The 19,583-nt window shown below is 64.4% G+C and carries 13 protein-coding genes; 7 read left to right on the forward strand and 6 right to left on the reverse strand.

Annotated elements, in window-relative coordinates; genetic code table 11:
• Window positions 1-55: 55 nt before the first annotated feature.
• From HMPREF2978_RS08405 to HMPREF2978_RS08420, 4 genes are all read right to left on the reverse strand, one after another.
• Window positions 56-2,026, reverse strand: a complete 1,971-nt coding sequence (locus tag HMPREF2978_RS08405; protein ID WP_070744989.1) for an ABC transporter ATP-binding protein — start codon at window positions 2,024-2,026, stop codon at window positions 56-58.
• On the reverse strand, window positions 2,023-3,108 hold the full coding sequence (locus HMPREF2978_RS08410; protein WP_070525326.1) for an ABC transporter permease: 1,086 nt from the start codon (window positions 3,106-3,108) through the stop codon (window positions 2,023-2,025). Before HMPREF2978_RS08410 ends, HMPREF2978_RS08405 begins: the two co-directional genes overlap by 4 nt.
• Complete coding sequence (locus HMPREF2978_RS08415; RefSeq protein ID WP_070525329.1) at window positions 3,109-4,092, reverse strand: ABC transporter permease; 984 nt, start codon at window positions 4,090-4,092, stop codon at window positions 3,109-3,111.
• 370 nt (window positions 4,093-4,462) lie between these two features.
• Window positions 4,463-5,242, reverse strand: coding sequence for an HNH endonuclease family protein (locus tag HMPREF2978_RS08420; protein ID WP_070525331.1), 780 nt, complete (start codon window positions 5,240-5,242; stop codon window positions 4,463-4,465).
• A 37-nt stretch (window positions 5,243-5,279) separates the two neighbouring features.
• Between HMPREF2978_RS08420 and HMPREF2978_RS13250 the strand changes: the two genes are divergently transcribed.
• From HMPREF2978_RS13250 to HMPREF2978_RS08445, 6 genes are all read left to right on the forward strand, one after another.
• Complete coding sequence (locus HMPREF2978_RS13250) at window positions 5,280-5,450, forward strand: hypothetical protein (RefSeq protein ID WP_157753289.1); 171 nt, start codon at window positions 5,280-5,282, stop codon at window positions 5,448-5,450.
• Between the two features lie 5 nt (window positions 5,451-5,455).
• Complete coding sequence (locus HMPREF2978_RS08425) at window positions 5,456-14,386, forward strand: type I polyketide synthase (RefSeq protein ID WP_070744991.1); 8,931 nt, start codon at window positions 5,456-5,458, stop codon at window positions 14,384-14,386.
• 97 nt (window positions 14,387-14,483) lie between these two features.
• Window positions 14,484-15,479, forward strand: coding sequence for a substrate-binding domain-containing protein (locus tag HMPREF2978_RS08430; protein ID WP_010191221.1), 996 nt, complete (start codon window positions 14,484-14,486; stop codon window positions 15,477-15,479).
• Window positions 15,476-16,534 carry an ABC transporter permease gene (locus HMPREF2978_RS08435; RefSeq protein ID WP_070744992.1) on the forward strand — a complete coding sequence of 353 codons (1,059 nt, stop codon included), beginning with the start codon at window positions 15,476-15,478 and terminating at the stop codon, window positions 16,532-16,534. Before HMPREF2978_RS08430 ends, HMPREF2978_RS08435 begins: the two co-directional genes overlap by 4 nt.
• 2 nt (window positions 16,535-16,536) lie before the next feature.
• Entirely contained in the window at window positions 16,537-17,289 is a 753-nt protein-coding gene (locus tag HMPREF2978_RS08440; protein WP_070744994.1) for an ATP-binding cassette domain-containing protein, read from the forward strand.
• Window positions 17,290-17,319: 30 nt separating this feature from the next.
• Entirely contained in the window at window positions 17,320-17,742 is a 423-nt protein-coding gene (locus HMPREF2978_RS08445; protein ID WP_070744996.1) for a holo-ACP synthase AcpS, read from the forward strand.
• Window positions 17,743-17,777: 35 nt separating this feature from the next.
• On the opposite strand, the gene HMPREF2978_RS08450 is transcribed toward HMPREF2978_RS08445, so the two are convergent.
• Both HMPREF2978_RS08450 and bcp read right to left on the reverse strand, forming a co-directional pair.
• A complete protein-coding gene (locus tag HMPREF2978_RS08450; RefSeq protein ID WP_070744998.1) occupies window positions 17,778-18,416 on the reverse strand; it encodes a TetR family transcriptional regulator in 639 nt (212 codons plus the stop codon).
• A gap of 3 nt (window positions 18,417-18,419) precedes the next feature.
• Window positions 18,420-18,890, reverse strand: coding sequence for a thioredoxin-dependent thiol peroxidase (bcp, locus tag HMPREF2978_RS08455; RefSeq protein WP_070745015.1), 471 nt, complete (start codon window positions 18,888-18,890; stop codon window positions 18,420-18,422).
• A gap of 198 nt (window positions 18,891-19,088) precedes the next feature.
• On the opposite strand from bcp, the gene HMPREF2978_RS08460 reads away from it, so the two are divergent.
• Window positions 19,089-19,367, forward strand: coding sequence for a DUF3618 domain-containing protein (locus HMPREF2978_RS08460; RefSeq protein WP_010191207.1), 279 nt, complete (start codon window positions 19,089-19,091; stop codon window positions 19,365-19,367).
• The last annotated feature ends 216 nt before the right edge of the window (window positions 19,368-19,583 follow it).

A 19,583-nucleotide genomic window follows, 5' to 3' on the forward strand; every position in this document is an offset into this window, starting at 1 on the left:
TGTCCTTTCGAGAGGAAACATGGAGACAAAGGTGAGTATTTAGTTATAAGTCTTGCTAAGCCGGGGTTTCGGTGGGCTGGTAAATCTCGCGCACCCGGTCACGCTCCACGGCTGGATCCGGCACCGGGATGGCGGAGAGCAGCGCGCGGGTATAGGCGTGTTGCGGGTTGTCAAAGACCTCGTCCGTGGGGCCGTATTCCACGAAGTCGCCCTTGTACATCACGGCGACCTTGTCGGAAAGGTGGCGCACAACGGACAGGTCGTGGGCCACGAACACCAAGGAGATGCCCAGGCGGTTCTTCAGGTCGTGCAGCAGGTTGATGATGCCGGCCTGGATGGAGACGTCGAGGGCGGAGACGGGCTCATCGAGCACCACGATGGAGGGGTTGGTGGCCAGAGCACGGGCCAGGCCGATGCGCTGGCGCTGTCCGCCGGAGAAGTGTCCGGGGAAGCGATCCACCTGGTGGGATTCCAGACCGACGAGCTGCATCAGCTCAGCCACGCGCTGGCCGACGTCCCCCTCGTACCCCAGCGACTCCAGCGGCTCAGCGATGATCTCGCGGATGGTCATACGTGGGTTGAGCGAGCTCATCGGGTCCTGGAAGACGATTTGGATGTCCTTGCGCAGCTTCCGGCGCGCCGACGCGCTCAAGCCGGAGGTGGTGGTGCCGTTGACCACGATGGTGGAACCCTCCGGCGGGTTGAGGTTCATGATCTCCAGCAGGGTGGTGGTCTTGCCGGAGCCGGACTCGCCCACGATGGCAAAGCACTCGCCCTGGTGCACATCGAAGCTGACGTTCTTGACCGCGTGTACTGTGCCGACGCGGCGCTTGAGAATCGCTCCCTTGATGAGCGGGAAGTCCTTGACCAGGTTCTTGACCTCCAGGGTGACCGGCCGCTGCTCGTAGGGAGTATCGCCCAGGGTATCGGCGGAAATCTTCGGCAACGGGTACATGCGCTCGCCACCGATGGTGCCGTCCTTGATCTCGTCGGAGCGCAGGCAGGAGGCGAAGTGTCCGGGGACGTCGTCAAGCGCGCGCAGCTCCGGTTCCAAGGTTTGGCACTCATCCTTCACCACCGGGCAGCGGTCCGCGAAGGGGCATTCGGCGGCGACGTCGATAAGCTGTGGCGGGGTACCCACGATGGGGGTCAGTGGTTCGTCGGTGGCCTTGTCCACGCGCGGCGTCGACCCGAGAAGACCCACGGTATAGGGCATCTTGGGGTTGTTGAAGATGGTGTCGACATCACCGAGCTCCACCGGGCGCCCGGCGTACATGACCAGGACGTCGTCGGCGGTGCCGGCGACCACACCCATGTCGTGGGTAATCATGATGACTGCGGCGCCCGTTTCGCGCTGGGCTACCTTGAGGACCTCCAGGATTTGGGCCTGGATGGTGACGTCGAGCGCGGTGGTGGGCTCGTCGGCGATGATGACGCGCGGGTTGTTGGCCATGGCGATGGCGATGACCACGCGCTGGCGCATACCGCCGGAGAATTCGTGCGGGAATGACTTCACGCGCTTGTCCGCTTCCGGAATGCCGACGAGCTCGAGCAGGCGTACTGCTTCCTTCTCTGCCTCCTTTTTGGAGACATCGCGGTGGGTTTGGATGGCCTCGATGAGCTGGTCGCCGATGGAGAACACCGGGGTCAGGGAGGAGAGAGGATCCTGGAAGATCATGGCGATATCCTTGCCGCGGATCTTCGACATCTCCTTATCCGATTTGCCAATGAGCTCGGTGCCGGCATAGACCACGGAGCCTTCTACCTTGGCGTAGTCCGGCAGCAGGCCCATGACGGCCAAAGATGTCACGGACTTACCGGAGCCGGACTCGCCCACAATCGCCAGGGTGCGCCCCGGCATGAGGTCGAAGTCGACGCCACGCACCGCGTGGACGGAGCCGGCCTCCGAGGGGAAGGTGACGGTGAGGTTGCGCACGGACAGCACCGGCTCGGTGGATGCAGTGGGGTCGGTGGCGCGGCTGGCCGGGTCGGCGTTGGCGGTGTGTGCAGTATTCTGCGGGGTCATGCTCGGCCTCCGGAGTTCGAGTTGGGGTCAATGGCATCGCGCAGGCCGTCGGCGATGAACGCCATGGAGACGGTCAGCAGCGTGAGGATGCCTGCGGGGAAGTAGAAGAGCCAGGGCGAGGCCTCGACGGCGTTGGCGCCGCCGGCCAGGAGGGTGCCCAGGGAGACGTCGGGAAGCTTCACGCCCAAGCCCAGGAAGGACAGCGCGGTCTCCGACATGATGGTGGACACCACGCCCAGAGCAGCTTGGATGATGAGCAGCGAGCCGATGTTGGGCACCACGTGGCGGAAGATGGTGCGCAGGCGCGAGACTCCCATGTAGTCTGCGGCGCGGACGTAGTCGTTCTCGCGCACACTCAGCGCCATGGCCCAGATGACGCGCGCCGGGTACATCCAGCCGAAGACGATGAGCACCACGATAAGCAGCTTCCAGTCACCGCCGGAATCAGAAACCACCAGGGCGATGAGCAGGAAGGTCGGGATAGCCAGCAGGAAGTGAATGACTGCCAGGATGAGCTTTTCCACCGCACCGCCGTACATGGCCGCGGCCGCGCCGATGAAGGCGGAGATCAGGGTAGAAGCCAGCGAGACGATGAGCGCAATGATCAGTGAGCGGCCCAAGCCGTGGACGGTCTGCGCAAAGAGATCGTTTCCGGAGTCCGTGGTTCCGAACCAGTGCTCCGGGGAAGGCCCGGTGGACAGGTTGAAGAAGTCCGGCTCGTCGAAGGACCACGGGGTGAGGTAGCTGCCGAAGATGGAGAGCAGCGCGAGTAGCACGAAGATGACGAGTCCGACGGCAGCTGCCTTGTTGCGGAAGAAGCGGCGAACGTACAGCTTGAGCTTGGAGGTGCCGCGGAAATCGCTGCTGGAGAATTGCTTGCGCTGTGCGTCATCGACGTCGACGCCGGAGCCGAGTGCGGATTGTGCGCTGGGTTCGGTCTGCGGTGAAAAGTCCGCAGTGGCGGCATGCGGGCGCACGCCGAGGTTGTCCGCGGCGGTGTCGATGGCGAGGTCGTTGCGGCGGTGGCGCTCGGTGTGGCGGGCTTCTGAGCGTGGCGACGTGGATTTCTTTTCTGGAGACATTTAGCTCACCCTTACTCGCGGATCGAGGGCGACGACGACGAGGTCAGCCAGGATTGCGGAGAAGGCAATCATGACGGCACCGAAGGCGGCGACGGCGGTGGTGCCGTTGACGTCGTTGCGGCTGATGGTTTCGATGAAGTACTGGCCCATTCCCTTCCACGCGAAGATGGTTTCCGTCATGATGGCGCCGGTAAAGATTCCGGGAACGGAGAAGGCCACGGAGGTTGCCACCGGGATGATGGAGGTGCGCAGGGCGTGCTTGCGAATAGCCTGTGCACGGGTCAGGCCCTTGGCGCGGGCGGTGCGCACATAATCGGCGTTCAGGTTATCCAGCAGCAAGGTGCGCTGCATCATGTGGTAGCCGGCGTAGCTGATGATGATGAGCGAGATGGACGGCAAGATGAGGTGCTGCGCCATATCCAGCAGCTTGGGGAAGAAGCCTTCGACGCCGAGGCTGGAGGCACCCGTTACGTAGACCACGCGGTGGCCGGTGACGCGGTTGATCCACAGACCACCGGCGACGACCAAGATGGAGGCCACGACGACGTGCGTGTTCATCGTGATGATGGAGACTCCCTGCCAGAAGCGGTCCGCTGCCCTGTACTGGCGGGAGGCGGTGTAGACGCCGAGGGCGACACCGATGATGACGGAGAGAATCGTGGCCACGAGCAGCAGCTGTGCCGAGACGAGCGCGCGGTGCGCGATTTGTGCGCTGACCGGATCTCCAAGAGGGGAGGTACCCCAGTCCCAGTGGAAGATGATGTTGGACAGCCATCCCCACCAGCGCTCAATAAGCGGGGTCTCAGGGTTGAGACCAAGTGGAGTGAGAATTCGGCCGATTTCTTCCGGCTCGAGCGGTGGGTTGCGGCCGACATAATTTGATCGGGGATCAAGGAAGGTTGCGGCCAGGAGGTACGCGATATTAGTCGCGAGGAAGATGACTACCAGCCAGCTGGCGGTCTTCTTGATGATGTACTTGAACATCACTATTCCTTCGCAGGGGTCGTCTCGGCAGGATTGGGAGTGATGGCGGCCAGCGAGAACTCACGGCGTCCATGTGACCTAGACCTCAGGCTAGGCGCTGTGTCACATATTAAAAGAATTGTGAGGTGGGAGGGAAAGATTTATCGTTTTAGATTCCTGAGGGGGTGACCCTTATGTGAGTTCAGGTTGCATCAATTACATATTAATAGGTCTATAGAAATTCCCGGCTGGGAGGAATGTTGGCGCAGTGCACCCCAGGGTTCACGAAGCAGAAAACTATGCACGGCCGTTTAGGCGCGAGTGAATATTATGCGCATAAATTCGGGGGTGCCGGGAAGGGGATCGGGGCACCTAAAGGGGGTAAAAATCTTCAGCAAGCATTCAGTAGCTGACGGAGCGCATCCTTCTCCGCTGCCGTGACCCAAACTTCATAGGCGGCTTTTACCTCGACGATGCGGCGTGCATACTCGCAACGAAATCCCTTGTTGGGAGGCAGCCACGTGGCGGCATCACCAGCGCCTTTCTGCTGGTTGAGAGGGCCATCGACGGCAAGGAGGTTGCGGGGATCATTAGCAAAGTCGCGGCGCTTTTCTGGTGACCATTGCTGGGCGCCTTTCTGCCAGGCGTCGGCAAGCGGCACAACGTGATCAATCTGTACCGCACGTGATGTCTGCGCCCCGCGCTGGAACTCAATGTCCTGGCCCGAATAGGGATCGTGCAAGGTGCCGGCGAGCGCCACGCAGTCGTGGGTACCTTCCTTGAGAACGAGGCTCTCCGGATCCAGGTCCCTGCGGAGGATGTCATTGCGGGTATCGCAGCCGTTGTGGCCGAACTCCACCGTGACGTCATCGGACCAAGCCTGGCCGAATTCCTCACGCTCATAGCCGGTCATGGGAGCGCGGCCTTTGACCTCCAGGGAATCTAGGGTGGCGAGCGCTTCGGCGATGTCCGGCGCAATGCTTGGCGCGGGTGTGGCCTCTTCGGCTTGTTCTTCTGCTGGGCTTTCCTGCGTGGGTGCCGCTGTCTCAGTGGCCTTGGGCCGCTCGGGCGTAGGTTCGGTTGGGGCGGGGAGGATAAGGCCGATGGCCACTAGTACTGCTACCGCGGCGTTGAGCAGCGCGGCGATGAAGAACGGGGTACGAGTGGCCATGACGTATTGATCCTAGTGGGTAGAATCGGCACACGGTATGAGTATCGATATGTTCTTTGACGAGTACCTCGCTGAACGCGGTTTGAAGCGCTCGGCCGAGGTTGTCCCGGACCACGCCTGCCAGGTCTTTTCTGATGCGTCTGAGTCGAAGACCCAGTCTTCCCTCGATGAGGCCGCGCAGCTCGTCGCTCGCACTTTGGGGGAGTAGCGTAGGTGTCTGATTTCCACGTCTCTGTGCCTTTGTCCGCGCGTTTGGGCTCCGAGCCTTTCGCGCTCTCTTTCTCTGGACAGGGTTATGCCTGGCTGCCGACGTTGCGCGACGCCCTCGTCACCGGCGTCCAACCCAAGATTGCGGAGTACCTCGCCGCGGCTGAGGAAATCCTTGCCCCGCTGGAAGAGGAGCTTCTGTCTGCCGCTCCGCACGGGTTTGCGCCTTTGACCTGGGCAGATTCGGAACCGGCGTGGGTGCACGCGCTTGCCGACGCCTCGCTTTCCACCCCCGGCATCCTCACCGCGCAGCTAGCGGTCCTCGAATCACTGCGTGCGCAGGGAATAGAACTCGAGGATGCCGTCACCAGCATTGGCCATTCCCAGGGCGTGCTTGCCGCGGCGGTCGTTGAGGGACGCATGAGCCCAGCCGAGGCTCTGGCGCTGGCACGCCTCATCGGCGCGGCTCTGGAGACAACCGCACGCAGTGCTGGGCTGGTCCGCACCCCGCAGGGCGCGCCCATGGCGGCGGTGACCGGCGCGACGAAGCAGCAACTACTCGACGCCGGAGCACACATTGGGCTCGACAATGGGCGGGGGCGCTTCGTCATCGTCGGAACCCCGGCTGAACTTTCCCGGGTGAAGGCCGCGCTGCAAGAGAGCTCGGACCTCAAGGAAGATCGGGAAGGGGAGCCAGCCGCCGTCGTTGTCACCGACCTTGAGGTTTCAGCCGCGTTCCACCATCCCACCATGAAGCACGCGGTGGAACAGGTGGAAAGCTGGGCCGGGCGAATCGGCTTGGACCCAGAAATCACCGCGCAGCTCGCGCGCGCAGTGCTCACGGACTACGTGGACTGGCCCGAGCGCATTGACACAGCGCTTCAGGCCGGGGCGCGTTGGATTTTGGAAATCGGGCCCGCCCGCGGGGTGGAGCCGCTGACTCGGGATCTCGTTGCCGGGCGCGGAGTGGGCACGCTGGCCGTCGCTGCACCGGAAGGGCTGGCCCAGCTCGTGGAGCCAGGCCGCGCACCCGTTCTGCCCCGCGCGTGGTCCGAGTGGGCACCGCGCGTGGCAGACGGGCGTCTGGCGACTGCCTTTACGCAGGCCACCGGTTACTCACCGGTCATGCTCCCCGGGATGACCCCCACCACGGTTGATCCGGCCATCGTCGCCGCGGCCGCTAATGCTGGGCACTGGGCGGAGCTGGCCGGCGGGGGACAGCACACCGATGTCATCTTTAAGGAGAACCTGCACATCCTGCGCCGACTCCTGCAGCCCGGGGTTAATGCCCAGTTCAATGCGCTGTACCTTGCGGCTTTCCAGTGGCGCCGCCAGATCGAGGGGCCGAACTCAATTCTGCGAGCACGCGCAGGAGGAGCACCCATCAACGGCGTGGTGATTTCCGCTGGCATTCCTCCTGTGGAGGAGGCAGTGGAGCTGGTGGAAAAGCTCCACGGGGCAAACATCCCCTGGGTCGCTTTCAAGCCGGGAACTTCGGCGCAGGTGGAGGAGGTACTCCGTATCGCCGATGCTCTCCCCGAGACCACCGTCATCATGCAGCTGGAAGGTAGCGCGGCCGGTGGCCACCATTCCCTAGAAGGCCTCGATGAGGTCCTTGTTGCTACCTACGCGCGGATCCGTGAGCGCGACAATGTCCTCCTCGCCGTTGGCGGGGGAATCGGCACCCCGGCGCGTGGCGCGGAGTACCTGCTGGGTACGTGGGCGCAACGCTTCGGCCTGCCCGCAGCCCCAGTCGATGCCATCATGGTGGGCACCGCCGCCATGGCGGCGAAGGAATCCACCGCATCCGAGTCAGTAAAGCAGGCGCTCGTTGCCGCGCACAGCGGGGACGTTGTGTCGGGCCGCTCGGACCTGGGCGCGGACATCCATGAACTGGACAACTCTTTCGCCCGCGCCGGGCGCCTTCTGGATGAAGTGGCCGGTGACGCCGCGGCCGTGGAGGCGCGCCGTGCGGAAATCATTGAAGCCATCGGGCGCACGTGCAAGCCTTATTTCGGCGACCTCGATGCGATGTCCTATTCCGAGTGGCTGCAGCGCTACCTTGAGCTGTCCTACCTGGACGGCTGGGTCGATGAATCCTGGTTGAGTCGGTTTACCCGCATGGTGGCTCGCGCCGAAGCCCGCCTTTACCCGACCGATCACGGCGAGATCGAGCTGCGCGTTGAGGTTGACCGCGAGAACCCGGCTGAGGCAATTAATCAGCTAACCGGACTCTACGGTGAGGCCGCGCTGCACCCGACCGACGCCGCGTGGTTCATTCAGCTCGTGGATGGTCCCGGCAAACCCGCAAACTTTGTGCCGGTCATCGATGCTGACGTACGCCGCCGCTGGCGCCGCGACACCTTGTGGCAGGCACACGATGAGCACTACGAGGCCGATGAGGTCTGCATCATCCCTGGCACGGCGGCCGTTGAGGGAATCGAGCAGGCCAACGAGCCGGTGGCGCAGGTGCTTGCCCGATTTGAGCAGGCGGCGCTTGCGCTTCTCGACGGGACTGACGATGACACTGGCGAGCCCGCTTTCAGCACTGAAGAGCTCATCCGCCGCGCCCCGGGGCTGAATTGGGCCGGGCGCGAACAGCCCAACCCGCTGAGCTTTGGCCTTGAGGGCGCCGAGCTGGAAGCCGCGGGCGAGGAAGCCATGTGGTTGGCCGTTCCTTTCCACTCCGATGCGTCGATGCGTGTTCGCATCACTCCGCCGAGCATTCCTGGTGCCTCACCACTCGTTAAGGTCGAGGATGCCGAGACCGCCATGCGGGAGCTGCTGCGCCAGGCCCTCGGCGGTGATCTTCCGGACGTTAGCTCCGGGACCGCGACGATCAGCGCTCACCTCAGCGCCACCGACATTGCCCACTACAGCGCGGTGACCAGCGGGGAGATGAGCGCGACTGTCTCGCCCGATGTCCTCGTCGGTCCCGCTTGGCCGGCACTCTTCGCAGTCCTGGCCAGTGCACGCACAGAGTCCGCGGAGCCGGTGGTGGAGGGCTTCCTCGACCTCGTCCACCTCGAACACTCGATGAGCCTCAAGCCAGACACCTGGGAGCTGCTTCGCGCCAGCGCCGCGCCGGGCTCCGAGCCTTTGGACCTGCGCTACACCGCCGAGCTGGAGGAGGTACGCGATACGCCGTCAGGGCGCGTTGTCGACGTTTCTGTCGGCGTGACTGCAGCCGTGCGCGGAGAAGAACATGAATTCGCGCAGTTGCACGAGCGCTTCTTCATCACCGGGCGCCGCGGTGACGCCGCGCTCGAGACCGTGGACGCCGCAACTTATGGTGCACAAGAAAGCGGGGCAGAGACAGTAGAGTCATCGGTCCGTGAGACACCGCGCTCCTTCCGCCACCGCACTAGCGCTGTGGCACCGGAATCCTTGCGCCCTTTCGCCGTGGTCACGGGGGATAGGAACCCCATCCACCTGTCATCGAACGCGGCGGCATTGGCGGGACATCGTGAAGGCCCCATCGTCCACGGCATGTGGACCTCGGCGCTGGCACAGGCGGCCGCGGCTTTCGACGGTGCCCGCGTCCTCGAGTGGTCCGCTACCTGGCTTGCACCAGTGCTTCCGGGCAGTGAGGTGGAGTTCGAGGTGGAACGGGTGGGCGTCGACAAGCGGTGCGGCTACGGTGAGGTCCGCAGCGTGACCGCCACCAGCCAGGGCGTGCCGGTGCTTCAGGCGCGAGCGACGATGAGCAGCCCCACTACCTTCTATGCCTTCCCCGGCCAGGGCATCCAATCCCCGGGGATGGGGATGAAGGACTATGCAGAATCCGCAGCGGCGCGCGCCGTGTGGGAGCGGGCGGACGAGCACACGCGGCAGAGCTTGCGCTTTTCCATCCTGGAGATCGTCCGCCACAACCCTGACACAGTGGTGGTGGCTGGTGAGACCTTCACCCACCCGGACGGCGTGCTGTATCTGACGCAGTTCACGCAGGTGGCCATGGCGACGCTCGGATGCGCACAGATTGCAGCGCTCAAGGAAGCCGGGGTTCTCGAGAGCGGCGCCTTCTTCGCTGGCCACTCGGTGGGCGAGTACAACGCCCTGGCCGCTTATGCCGGGGTCCTGTCCTTGGAGGCGGTCCTGGACATCGTTTATGTCCGCGGGCTGACCATGCACCGTTTGGTCGAGCGCGATTCCGTAGGCCAGTCGCTCTATGGTTTGGCGGCGCTGCGCCCGCACAAGATGGGGATGAGCGCGGGCGAGGCCTTCGCCCACGTCGCCCGTGTGGCCGCAGAGACCGGCGAGTTCCTTGAGGTGGTCAACCACAATATCGCCGGGCGCCAATACGCAGTGGCCGGGACGAAGGCGGGACTGGAGGCGTTGGCTCATGACGCCGAGCGCCGCGCCCCTGGGCAGCGCGCCGTTATCCCCATCCCGGGGATTGACGTGCCCTTCCACTCCTCCCGTTTAGTGGGCGGTGTGGCAGATTTCCGCGCGCACCTCGATGCGCTCATCCCTGAAGAGATTAACCTCGACGCGCTGGTGGGGCGCTATATTCCTAACCTCGTGGCGCGGCCCTTCGCGCTGAGCCGCGAGTTCGTGGAGTCCATCGCAGAAGTGGTGGACTCGGAGCCTATTGCGGAGATCCTGGCGGACTTCGATGGTGCCATGGCGAGCCCGGCGCGTCTTGGTCGAACCCTGCTCATCGAGCTTTTGGCCTGGCAGTTTGCCTCCCCGGTGCGCTGGATTGAGACCCAGGACCTGCTCCTTGGTCAGCTCGGCGTGGAGCGTTTCATCGAGGTTGGCGTTGGCACCGCGCCCACGCTGACCAACATGCTGGGCCAAACCTTGCGGCTGCCCCAGTACGCGGGCAGCGCAGGCATCGAGGTGCTCAACTACGAGCGCGACCGTGGGCGGGTCTTTGCCGAAGACGCCGAGCCGGCGCCCGGGCCAGCAGCGCAGGTGGCTGGGCAGCCGGATACCACGGAAGCGGAACCGGCAGAATCTGAGTCGAGGCAGCCAACCGAGAGCACACACCAGGAAGATTCCGTGCACGCCCCGCGCGAGGAGACCTCAGCCGCCATCGAGGACCTCCCTCTGAGCGTGCACCAGGCCCTCGAGATGCTTATTGCGTTGTGGACGAAGGTCCGCCCCGATCAGATGGCCGCGACTGATTCCATCGAAACCCTCGTGGAAGGCGTGTCCTCGCGCCGCAACCAGTTGCTCGTTGACCTCGGCGTGGAGTTCGGTATCAGCGCCATCGAGAATGCTGCGGATACCCCCATCCCACAGCTGGCGGAGAGCGTGGCGCAGCGCGCGCCGGGCTACACAACGTTTGGGGAGGTCCTCAGAGAGCAGGTCGCGCAGGCTCTCAACCGGCTTACCGGGCCCGCGGGCAAGAAGCCGAGCTACGTGGCCGAGCGCGTGAGCAATACCTGGGGATTGGGCCCGGGCTGGGTCGATCGCGCTATTGCACAGCTGGTCTTGGGCACGCGCGAAGGCTCCTCGCTGCGCGGCGGGGATTTGGCCAGCTTGCCCATGACCGCCGTGGCCTCGGTGGCTGAGCTCGATGAACTGATCGACGCCGCCGTGCGCGCGGCCGGCGAGCGCGAAGAACTCAAGCTGCAGAAGGCCGTAGCGGCAACGCCGACCGAGTCCGTGGACCCTGAAGCGGTGCGCGCTTATACCGAGCGCCTTGAATCGGCGCTGGAGGACTCCGCCCGCGCGGCACTCGCTGCCCTTGGCAGTGAGGAGATCCCGACTGAGCAGGGGGACAGCGCCGCGCACACGGAGCTGGAGCAACTCGTTGCAGCGGAGCTGGGCCCGGACTGGCGGCAGCGCGTTGCCCCCGCTTTTGATGCGCGCAAGGCAGTGCTTCTCGACGACCGCTGGGCCAGCGCCCGCGAGGACCTCGCCCGCGCGGCCGCCGCCGGTGAAGCCGAGCCTGAGCTGGACGTGCTGGGAGCCGGCGAGGAGGTTGCGCTCCTGGCCGAGCACTTCGGCTACGAAGACCTGGCCCGCGATGCCCGCACCCCGGCGGATGGATTGCTCTTCGCTGACCAGGTGGCCGTGGTGACGGGTGGCTCGCCGGGCTCGATTGCCGCCGAGCTCATCGGCGAGCTGCTCGCGGAGGGCGCAACCGTGATTGCGACGACCTCCCAGCTAAGCCACGAGCGCCTGGAGTTCTATAAGCAGCTCTATCGCAGCCATGCCGTCGGCGCGGCAGCGCTGTGGGTCGTGCCTGCGAACCTTAATTCCTTCGCGGACGTGGATGCGCTCGCGGAATGGATTGCGGCGGAGCGCACCGCCACCGTCGGCGGAAAGTCTGTGCAGCTCAAGCCTGCTTACGTGCCGGATCTGCTCTTCCCCTTCGCCGCGCCGCGTGTGGCAGGCACTCTTGCGGATGCCGGGGCAGGGGCGGAGTCCCAGATGCGCCTGCTGCTGTGGTCGGTGGAGAAGCTCATTGCGTCGCTCTCCGCCGTGGGCGCGGACACCCACGTGGGCCACCGGCTGCACGTGGTGCTTCCGGGCTCGCCCAACCGCGGGCGCTTCGGCGGCGACGGCGCCTACGGCGAGGCCAAGGCGGCCCTTGACGCCCTGGTTAACCGCTGGTCTTCCGAGCAATCCAGTTGGGGTGCGCGGACCTCTTTGGTGCATGCCCAGATCGGGTGGGTGCGCGGCACCGGCCTGATGAGTGGCAACGATCCGCTGGTTACTCAGGTGGAGGACCGCGGCGTGCGAACATTCTCGGCGAAGGAGATGGCGGTGCAGCTTCTCGACGCCACTGCCTCCCCCCACATCCGCGCCGAAGCAGCACAGGCGCCGCTGAGCGTGGACCTCACGGGCGGGCTGGCCGAGGCTGAGCTGGACCTTGCCGCACTTGCCAGTGGGGCGCAGCCCGAGACTGCCGACGCATCGAGCGCAGCCGGTAGTTTGCGCGAAGGGAAAGCACCGCGAACGGTAAAGGCTCTGCCGAACGTGCTGAGGCCTATGGAGTACACCAGCCCAGACTTCAACGGGGTGACGCAGTCCCTCGAGGACATGGTGGTCATCGTCGGGGCCGGCGAGCTGGGCCCACTGGGCTCTGCGCGCACACGCTATGAGTCGGAGGTCGGCGGCGACCTGTCCGCCGCCGGAGTACTGGAGCTGGCGTGGAGCCGCGGACTCATCAGGTGGGATGAGCGCACGGCCGGATGGCTGACGGCCGAAGGCGAAGAGTTAGCGGAGGAAGACGTCTACGCGCGCTTCCACGACGAGGTGCTCGCCGGAATTGGTGTGCGCCGCTTCCACGATGACTTCGGCCCGCATCTGCCCATGGTGGATAACCTCGCGCCCGAGCTGACCACCATCTATCTGGAGAAGCCGCTGAGCTTCACCGTGCAGGACGAAGAGACAGCGCGCAGTTTCGTCGATAGCTGCGAGGGCGCCACGCTGCGTTGCGTCACTGATCAGACTGGCGAGGTTGAATGGCAGGTCACCCGGCCCGCCGGTTCCGCGGTGCGGGTTCCGCGGCGCGTAGCAATGACCCGCTTCGTGGGCGGCCAGATACCGGAGGGCTTTGATCCGCAGGTCTACGGCATCCCGGCGGACATGGTGGATAACCTCGACCGCCTCGCCCTGTGGAACCTCGTGTGCACCGTGGATGCCTTCCTTTCAGCAGGCTTCAACCCGGCCGAGCTCTTGGCCCATGTCCACCCGGCGCGCGTGAGCTCCACCCAGGGAACCGGCATGGCGGGCCAGGAGGCGTTGCGCTCGCTGTACGTCGATAAGCTGTTGGGCCAGCCGCGCCCCAATGACATTCTGCAGGAAGCGCTGCCCAACGTCATTGCCGCGCACGTCATGCAGTCCTATGTCGGCGGCTATGGCCAGATGGTGCACCCGGTGGCCGCCTGTGCCACGGCGGCGGTGTCGGTGGAGGAGGGCGTCGACAAGCTGCGCCTGCACAAGGCGGACTTCGTCGTGGCCGGCGGCATCGACGCCCTGTCGATTGAAGGAATCACCGGGTTCGGTGACATGGCGGCCACGGCCGATAGCGCGGAGATGGCGGCGAAGGGGATTGAGCATCGCTTCTTTTCCCGCGCTAACGACCGCCGCCGCGGCGGCTTCGTGGAGTCCGAAGGCGGCGGAACCATCCTGCTCGCCCGTGGATCCTTCGCGGCCGAGATGGGGTTGCCGGTGCTTGGCGTGGTGGGCTTTGCCGAGTCCTTTGCCGATGGCGCGCACACCTCCATCCCCGCGCCGGGCATGGGCGCGCTCTCGGCGGCGCGGGGTGGGCAGGACTCCCGCCTGGCCCGCTCGCTGAAGGCCCTCGGCGTGGGCGCGGACGATATTGCGGTGGTGTCGAAGCACGATACGTCCACCAACGCCAACGACCCCAACGAATCTGACCTGCACGAGCGCATCGCCGCCGCACTCGGCCGCAGCCCCGGCAACCCGCTGTATGTGGTTTCGCAGAAGAGCCTTACCGGACACGCCAAGGGCGGTGCCGCAGCCTTCCAACTCGTCGGCCTGACTCAGGTGCTGCGTAGCGGGGTTCTCCCGCCGAACCGTTCGCTCGACTGCGTCGACCCCGTGCTGCGCCGCAACCCGCACCTGGTGTGGCTGCGCCAACCGTTGGACCTGCGCCGCACCCCGCCGAAGGCCGGCTTGGTGACCTCCCTGGGCTTCGGGCATGTCTCCGCCCTCATCGCGCTTGTACACCCCGGTGCGTTTTATGCCGCGCTGGTTCGTGAGCGGGGTGAGGCCGAGGCCGAAGCATGGCGCTCAGCCGCCGCCGAGCGGGAGTGGCGCGGCTTGCGGCGCCTGGAAAAGGCCATGCGCGGCGGGCCCGCCTTGTACGAGCGGCCGGTGAACCGCAACCTCGGTTCGGTCCCAGCCACCGAGGTGAGCGAACGAGAGGCCGCGGTGCTGCTGAGCGACTCCGCGCGGCTGCGTGACGGCATGCTTGATCCGGAGGGAGGAAACACAACGCAACGGGGGTAGCAGACGCTAGAGTATCCCCAGCGTGCACCCTCTGGAACGATAAAGAAGCAGGTCAGACGGGTTGGAGAAGTCCCGACATCTGGGGCACCATGCAAGGGTGAAAAAAGCTAAGAAACCTCTTCTAGGCCTCATCGCGGTCGCTGCCGCCGCCGTGCTCACCGCATGTTCGGCCACTGGCGGCGCGCCCCGCCCCGAAGCCGACGGCGAGCTAGCCGGTGGCGTCGACACCGAGCGCCTAGTCGTCGCCATGATTTCCCACGGCGCGCCGGGAGACACGTACTGGGATCTCGTGCGCAAGGGTGCGGAGGACGCCGCCCGCAAGGACAATATCGAGCTGCGCTACTCCTCCGACCCGGAAGCCCCCAACCAGGCCAACCTGGTGCAATCCGCCATCGACTCCGGCGTGGACGGCATCGCCGTGACCATGCCTAACTCTGGGGCGATTGGGCCTGTGACCAAGAAGGCCGCGGACGCCGGCATCCCCACCGTTGGCCTTAACGCCGGCATGGATGATTACCAGAAGTATGGCATGAGCGCCTTTTTCGGCCAGGAGGAAAAGGTGGCCGGTACCAAGGCCGGCGAGCGCCTCAAGGAGGATGGTGCCAAGCACGTTCTGTGCGTCATCCACGAGCAGGGCAACTCTTCCCAGGAGTCGCGCTGCGCCGGCGTGAAAGAAGGCCTGGACAACGGAAAGGTGGAGATCCTCTACGTTAACGGCAAGGATCTGACCTCCGCGCAGTCCACCATTAACGCGAAGCTGAGTCAGGATCCCTCCATCGATTGGGTGATGGCGCTGCAGGCCTCTGTAGCCATGCGCTCCACCGACGCGGTTGCCGACGCCTCCTCCAAGGCCAAGGTCTCCACCTTCGACACCAACGCTGAGCTTGTCGACGCCATCGCGGATAAGCGCATCGAGTGGGCCGTCGATCAGCAGCCCTATATGCAGGGCTACCTCGCCGTCGACTCGCTGTGGTTGGCACACCGTAATGGCTCCACCATGGGCGGCGGTCGCCCCGTGTACACCGGCCCCTCCTTCGTGGACTCCACCAACGTGGACATCATCTCCGAATCCGCTAAGGAAGGTTTGCGATGAGCGAAACCGCTAGTGCATCAGACGAGGCGCTATCTAGCCCCGCCGATACGCGCCTGACCCGCCGCAGCGGCTTCGCGCGGCTCATCCGCCGCCCGGAGCTGGCCAGCCTGCTCGGCGCGGTGGTCATCTTCGTCCTCTTCATGATCGTGGCGCCCGCCTTCCGCTCGGTGGAGGCCTTCTCTACGGTGCTTTATGCCAGCTCCACGCTGGGCATCGTGGCCTTGGCGGTGGGCCTGCTCATGATTGGTAACGAGTTTGATCTGTCCTCCGGCGTGGCGGTGACGTCCGCGGCGCTCGTGGCCACCATGCTCAACTACAACTTCCACCTCAACTCGTGGGTGGGCGTGGGCCTTTCCTTGTTGACCGCCCTGGCCATCGGCGCGCTCAACGGCTTCCTTGTGGTGCGCACCAAGATCGATTCCTTCCTTATTACGCTGGCGGCTTTCCTCATGCTGCAGGGCCTCAACCTGGCGATCACCAAGCTGGTGACCGGCCAGGTAGCGACCCCGACTATCTCGGACATGGAAGGCTTCGGCTCCGCCCGCGTCATTTTTGCCGGCACCATCCACATCGGTGGCTTGAGCATCCGCGCCACCGTCATCTGGTGGATCCTCTTCGTCGCCATCGCCTCGTGGGTGCTGTACAAAACGCGCTGGGGAAATTGGATTTTCGCCGTTGGTGGCGACGATGAAGCCGCCCGCGCCGTCGGCGTTCCCGTGCGCCGCGTCAAGGTGGCGCTGTTCATGCTCGTCGGCTTCGCGGCGTGGTTCGTGGGCATGCACACCCTCTTTGCCTTCGACTCCATCCAGGCCGGCCAGGGCATTGGCAACGAGTTCCTCTACATCATCGCCGCGGTTATTGGCGGCTGTTCCATGACCGGCGGGCGCGGCACCGCAGTGGGCACAGCCATCGGCGCGCTCATCTTCGGCATGACCAACCAGGGCATCGTGTACGCCGGCTGGAACCCCGACTGGTTCAAGTTCTTCCTCGGCGCCATGCTGCTCTTTGCCGTGCTGACGAACACCTCGGTGGCCAACTTTACGAGGAAGCGATAACCATGATTGAGCTGCACGATATTTCCCAAACCTTCGGCAACTTCCACGCCCTGCGCGGCATCAACCTCTCTGTGAAAGAGGGCGCGGTGACCTGCGTGCTGGGTGATAACGGCGCGGGCAAGTCCACGCTGATCAAGATCCTCGCCGGCCTCAACCAGCCCACCGGCGGCACCATCACCGTCGATGGGGAAGAGGTGAACTTCGCCAGCCCCCGCGATTCCCTCGACGCGGGTATTGCCACCGTGTACCAGGACTTGGCGCTGGTGCCCTCGTTGTCGGTGTGGCGCAACTTCTTCCTGGGCCAAGAGCTCACTGGGGCGCTGGGGAGCTTGCGTGAGGAAGAGATGAAGCGGATTACGCACGAGCAGCTGTCCGAGATGGGCATTGAGCTTGGCGACGTCTCCGTGGAACTCTCGGCCCTCTCCGGCGGCCAGCGCCAAGTAGTCGCCATTGCTCGCGCCATCTACTTCGGCGCGCGCTACATCATCTTGGACGAGCCGACCGCCGCGCTCGGTGTGAAGCAATCAGGCATGGTGCTGCGCTTTATCGATGCCGCCCGCGAACGCGGCATGGGCGTGGTGTTCATTACGCACAACCCGCAGCACGCCTACCTCGTGGGCGATCACTTCATCGTGCTCACGGTGGGGCAGATGTCGCTGGACGCCTCCAAGGAGGAGGTCACGTTGCCGGAGCTGACCCAGTGGATGGCCGGCGGTGACGAGCTGGAGGAGCTCAAGCAGGAGCTGGCGCGTTAGACCACGGTTGGCGCAACTAAGCTGGCTTGCATGACAAAAAGCGGCGTGAGCGTGGGCACCGACCTAGTGCATACCCCGTCCTTTGCCCAGCAGCTGGAGCTTCCCGGCACGCGCTTCGCGCGGGTCTTTAGCGCTTCCGAATTGCGCGTGGCGCAGGCCCGGGGGCTGAGCGGTGCTGCCCGCGCGCAGCACCTGGCGGGGCGCTGGGCGGCCAAGGAGGCCTTCATCAAGGCGTGGTCGCAAGCGCTTTACGGGCACCCGCCGGTTATGGCAGAGGAAGCCGTGGACTGGGCGGAGATTGAGGTCCGCCCGGATGCATGGGGGCGCGTAGCACTCGAGTTGCGTGGTGAGATTGCCCGCCTCACGCGGGAATCCCTGGGGGAGTTTTCCACGGCGCTGTCCATTAGCCACGATGGTGACTACGCCACCGCCCTTGTGTACCTTTCGCGCTAAACGCGCCTGGGCGCACCTGGCTTCGCTGGGTGTGGCTAGGCGCTCGTGGCAATGGCGAAGAGGTAGGCGATGAGCATGCGCTTAATCTCTTCCACCACGCCGTCAAAGCTTTCCTCGGAGCGCATGGTGCTGTAGTTGAGCAGCGAGACCACGGTGTGGACGAGGAAGGCCGCAATTTCCACGCGGGCGTGAGCGTCCAAGCCTTGGGCAAGCGGCTCGATGATTTCTGCGATGGGTTTGAGCAGGCTGAGCTCCGTGTCGGCAGCCGTGGCGCGGGTCGCGGGTGTGGACTGCACGGCATGCCACACCGCGCGGCGCGAGGGGTCGTTGCGCCAAACACGAGCCATGCGGTCGATGAATTCTTCGAGAAAATCCGGCCACTGCAGGGCAGGAACGCGCTGGGAAAAGCGCTCAACCTCCGCCAGCATCTCCGCGGTGTCTTGGCGGTCAAGCTCACAAATCAACACGTACTTATTAGCAAAGTACTGGTAGAGCGTGCCAATCGGCACTTCCGCGCGGCGCGAGACTTCGTCGAAAGTAAAAGACTCGAAGCCATAGTCCACGAGCGCTTCCCGCGCGCAGGACAAAACCCGGTCATACTTGGCCCGGCTACGCGCCTGCGCTGGGCGACGCCTCGGGACCAGAATCTCCGGTGACTTCGAGCTAGATTCCACGGTTTAGTTGAGCCCCTTGAGCACGCGGGCAACGTGGCCGGTGGCCTTGACGTTGTACATGGCTTGACCAATGGTGCCGTCTTCCTCGATGAGGAACGTGGAGCGGATAACGCCTTGGACTACCTTGCCGTAGTTTTTCTTCTCGCCGAAAGCAGCATAAGCCGTCATGACCTCCTTGTCGGGGTCAGACAGCAGCGGGAAGTTCAGCTCGTGGTCCTCGCGGAATTTCGCCAAGGCCTCGGGCTTATCGGGGGAGATGCCTACCACGGCGATGTTCATGCCGTTGAGCTGCTCCAAGCTATCGCGGAAGTCACAGGCCTCCTTCGTGCAGCCAGGGGTGTTGGCGCGCGGGTAGAAATAAACCACGACGCGCTGGCCAGCATAGTCACTCAGACTTACGGTGTTGCCGGCATCATCGCTCAAGGAAAAAGCGGGAGCCTTGTCTCCTACGGATAGTCGTTGTGCTTCAGTCATGCTGTCTACCTTACCGTGCTCGACCACGGGGCTCTTTCGCGAATCTAAGTCTGCTCGGGGCAGCATGGGTGAGAAAGAGCATGGCCAACTCTGCAGGGGAGCTGGTGGTCAATGTAGAATGTCGACGTTAGAACCACAACGGTTAGAAAGACACTAACCACAACAACACCGAACGAAGTCAAAATTCAGGAGATTCACGTGGCACGCAACATTGATGATATCCAGCGCGACATCGAGCGCACCCGCCGTCAGCTGGCTAGCACCTTGGATGAGCTCGCTGATCGCAGCAAGCCGCAGAACTTCGTTGAGGACGCGAAGGGGGCGGCCACCCAGAAGCTGCAGGAGCGCAATGTGCAGATGGCGCTCGCCGGCGTTGGTGCGGCCGTCGTAGGCCTCATCGCTTTTTCCGTCTTCCGCTCCAAGCGCCGCAAGTCCGATATCAAGGAGCTGCAGCGCCTGCTCGCTGAGCGTCGCTAGAGCCGGTTAGCGCCGTTGGGCGCGACTGCATACCTAGAGGCCCTGCCTTGGGAAATACCCCGGGGTGGGGCATTTTTGTGCTCCGTATGCGTTACTGGAAGCATTGCCTACCCTATAGGAACTTTGGGTAGCCTTACCTCTCTGTGTAGTATGAACCTCCGAACAGACCATAAGACCAAAGTTTGAAGGAGAAATCGTGCTTCACGTATCGACGCC

Origin of the sequence: Corynebacterium sp. HMSC074C01 (genome assembly GCF_001814605.1) — a bacterium.
Classification (GTDB): Bacteria; Actinomycetota; Actinomycetes; order Mycobacteriales; family Mycobacteriaceae; genus Corynebacterium.

Coding starts and splice junctions, on each gene's coding strand:
- HMPREF2978_RS08435 (WP_070744992.1), top strand. CDS start 15,476: ATGAGCGAAACCGCTAGTGCATCAGACGAGGCGCTATCTAGCCCCGCC.
- HMPREF2978_RS08420 (WP_070525331.1), bottom strand. CDS start 5,242: ATGGCCACTCGTACCCCGTTCTTCATCGCCGCGCTGCTCAACGCCGCG.
- bcp (WP_070745015.1), bottom strand. CDS start 18,890: ATGACTGAAGCACAACGACTATCCGTAGGAGACAAGGCTCCCGCTTTT.
- HMPREF2978_RS08445 (WP_070744996.1), top strand. CDS start 17,320: ATGACAAAAAGCGGCGTGAGCGTGGGCACCGACCTAGTGCATACCCCG.
- HMPREF2978_RS08415 (WP_070525329.1), bottom strand. CDS start 4,092: ATGTTCAAGTACATCATCAAGAAGACCGCCAGCTGGCTGGTAGTCATC.
- HMPREF2978_RS08405 (WP_070744989.1), bottom strand. CDS start 2,026: ATGACCCCGCAGAATACTGCACACACCGCCAACGCCGACCCGGCCAGC.
- HMPREF2978_RS08440 (WP_070744994.1), top strand. CDS start 16,537: ATGATTGAGCTGCACGATATTTCCCAAACCTTCGGCAACTTCCACGCC.
- HMPREF2978_RS08410 (WP_070525326.1), bottom strand. CDS start 3,108: ATGTCTCCAGAAAAGAAATCCACGTCGCCACGCTCAGAAGCCCGCCAC.
- HMPREF2978_RS13250 (WP_157753289.1), top strand. CDS start 5,280: ATGAGTATCGATATGTTCTTTGACGAGTACCTCGCTGAACGCGGTTTG.